The following is a 2458-nucleotide window of genomic DNA, read 5'->3' as shown; positions in this document are numbered from 1 at the left end:
CCTTCACGCCGCCCTTGCCGTCACCGTCGAGCGTGAGCGACTGAGGCGGCTTGTAGCTGACGATCGTCCACCTGACGAGGTTGAGCATGCCCTTGACCTCGACCACGGACGCCAGCTTCGTGCCCTTCTCCAACGTGTCGGGCAGCGTGCTGCGCCACACCCGGTGGATGCTCAGCCAATCCTTGTAGCGCGACAGGTCGGAGGCGGCGTCCCAGGCGTTATCCGGCGACAGTGGTACGTCGACGGAGACCGACAGCTTCGCCATCGCTACGGCGTCGGCGGGGGCCCAGCAGGCGCGGCGGGGGGCGGCGGCGCCTGAGGCGGTTGCGGCGGCTGTTGCTCGGCGCCGCCCGCGTTGTCCCTGGCCGCCTTCTTCGCGGCTTCCTGCGCCTTGTCGACCTGCCCGGCGTACTTACCCTGCGTCTTCTTGTCCACGAGGTCGCCTGCCTTGTCAATGGCGGTATCGACCTTGTCGGCGTTCTTCGATACCAGATTCTTGAGCGTGTCTAGAAATCCCATGGCCCCACCCTAATCGCCGGGCTCGCCGAAAACTCCCGGGTTGCTCACTCCGACCGCCAGAGGCGGCGCTTCTCCCCGATGACTGCCCCCTGCATCCACCAGAGGACCTCGATGAGCGCGGCGGCGACCACACCGATCGCCAGGGCCGTCGCCGTCTGCGCAACATTGGACGGGTCGAGCATGAACCCTCGCCTGGCCAGGGGTATCGAGAAGATCACCACGTACGCGGCCGCCGAGATCCCGACGAGCCCGACCCGCCACCACTCGTAGGGCCTGGCCACCACGGCGAGCACCCACAACGCCCCCACCAGGAGCGTGATCAACGCGGCCGTGGAGGCCTGCATCTGCTGGGCGGGCGTCGCCGCGCGGCCCTCGTACGCCAGCAGGTAGGAGGCGAACGTCGCCAGGCCGACGACCAGCCCGTTCGGCAGGGCGGACGTCATCACCCGGCGGACGAAGCCAGAGTGGGCCCGCTCCCGGTTGGGTGCCAGCGACAGGACGAACGCCGGGATGCCGATGGTGAACCAGGCGGCGATCGTGACGTGGATGGGCTGAAACGGGAACAGCAACGGATCCGTGCCGAACAGCTTGGCCGACAGCCCGCCCACACCGACCAACACCGCGAGCAGCACCGAGTACACCGTCTTGGTGAGGAACAGGTTCGAGACCCGTTCGATGTTGCCGATCACCCGCCTGCCCTCGCCGACGACGTACGGCAAGGTGGCGAACCTGTTGTCCAGCAACACGATCTGAGCGACGGCGCGCGACGCCGAGCTGCCCGATCCCATCGCGACGCCGATATCGGCGTCCTTGAGCGCCAACACGTCGTTGACGCCGTCGCCCGTCATCGCCACGGTGTGACCACGCGACTGCAAGGCGTGCACCATCGCGCGCTTCTGGTCGGGCCGCACCCGGCCGAACGTCGTGTACTCCTCGAGCGTGGCGGCCAGATCGTCGGTCTCGGCGGGCAGTTGACGGGCGTCCAAGGTCTCGCCGTGCAGGCCGAGGGTGCCGGCGACCGCACCGACCGAGACGGCGTTGTCGCCCGAGATCACCTTCACCGTCACCTTCTGGTCGGCGAAGTAGTTCAACGTCTCCCTGGCGTCGGGGCGGACGCGCTGCTCGAGGACGACCAGGGCCACCGGGGTGACGGTGCCGGGGGCGTCGGGGGCGTCGACCGACCTGTCCGACGACCCGAGGAGCAGCACCCGCAGTCCCTGCGCGCCGATCCGCTCGGCCTCCTCGGCTTCCGGCGACGCCGGATCGAGCAGCACGTCGGGTGCACCGATGACCCAGTTGCCGTTGTCCCCGTATGAGATTCCGCTCCACTTGGTCGCCGACTTGAACGGCGCGGTGGCGGTCACCACCCACCCAGGTGGTTCGTCGTACGCCTCGCCGATGGCCTGCATGCTGGCGTTGGGACGACTGTCGTCGGCGGCTAGCGACGCCAGGGCGTCCTCGGCTCGGCGACCAGCGGCCAGTGACTTGAGCTCACTGAGCCGCATGCCGTTCTCCGTCAGCGTTCCGGTCTTGTCGGCGCACACCACGTCCACGCGGGCGAGGCCCTCGATCGCGGGCAGCTCCTGCACCAGGCACTGACGCCTGCCAAGGCGGATCACCCCGACGGCGAATGCGATCGACGTCATCAACACCAGACCCTCCGGCACCATCGGCACCAACGCACCGACCATGCGCAGCACCGACTCCCGCCAGCCGACTTCGGTGGTGAAGAGCTGCGTGTAGATGGTCAGCAGACCGGCGGGAACCAGAAGGTACGTGATGACCCGCAGGATCGTGTTGATGCCGCTGCGCAGTTCGGACTTCACCAGCGTGAACTTGCTTGCCTCTTCGGCGAGTTTGGCGGCATAGGCCTCGCGGCCCACCCTCGTCGCGCGGTACGCGCCGGTGCCCGCGACGACGAAGCTGCCCGACTTCACGT

General features: G+C 68.3%; 3 protein-coding genes. All 3 read right to left on the bottom strand.

Annotated elements, in window-relative coordinates; translation table 11 throughout:
* Positions 1 to 265 (bottom strand): type II toxin-antitoxin system Rv0910 family toxin (locus tag ACRDUX_RS05445; protein ID WP_526411757.1); only part of this gene is annotated, 265 nt, incomplete at its 3' end.
* Between the two features lie 2 nt (positions 266 to 267).
* Complete coding sequence (locus ACRDUX_RS05440) at positions 268 to 519, bottom strand: Rv0909 family putative TA system antitoxin (protein WP_526411755.1); 252 nt, start codon at positions 517 to 519, stop codon at positions 268 to 270.
* A gap of 44 nt (positions 520 to 563) precedes the next feature.
* On the bottom strand, positions 564 to 2458 hold a 1895-nt coding region (locus ACRDUX_RS05435; protein WP_526411753.1), incomplete at its 5' end, for an HAD-IC family P-type ATPase.

It is taken from the genome of Mycobacterium sp. (assembly GCF_050701675.1).
Taxonomy (GTDB): domain Bacteria; phylum Actinomycetota; class Actinomycetes; order Mycobacteriales; family Mycobacteriaceae; genus Mycobacterium.
The sequence above is the reverse complement of the archived record's forward strand: the minus strand, read 5'-3'. Positions and strand labels throughout refer to the sequence as shown.

Bases quoted from the DNA above. Each gene is read 5' to 3' on its own strand.
- ACRDUX_RS05440 (WP_526411755.1), bottom strand. From the start codon at position 519: ATGGGATTTCTAGACACGCTCAAGAATCTGGTATCGAAGAACGCCGAC.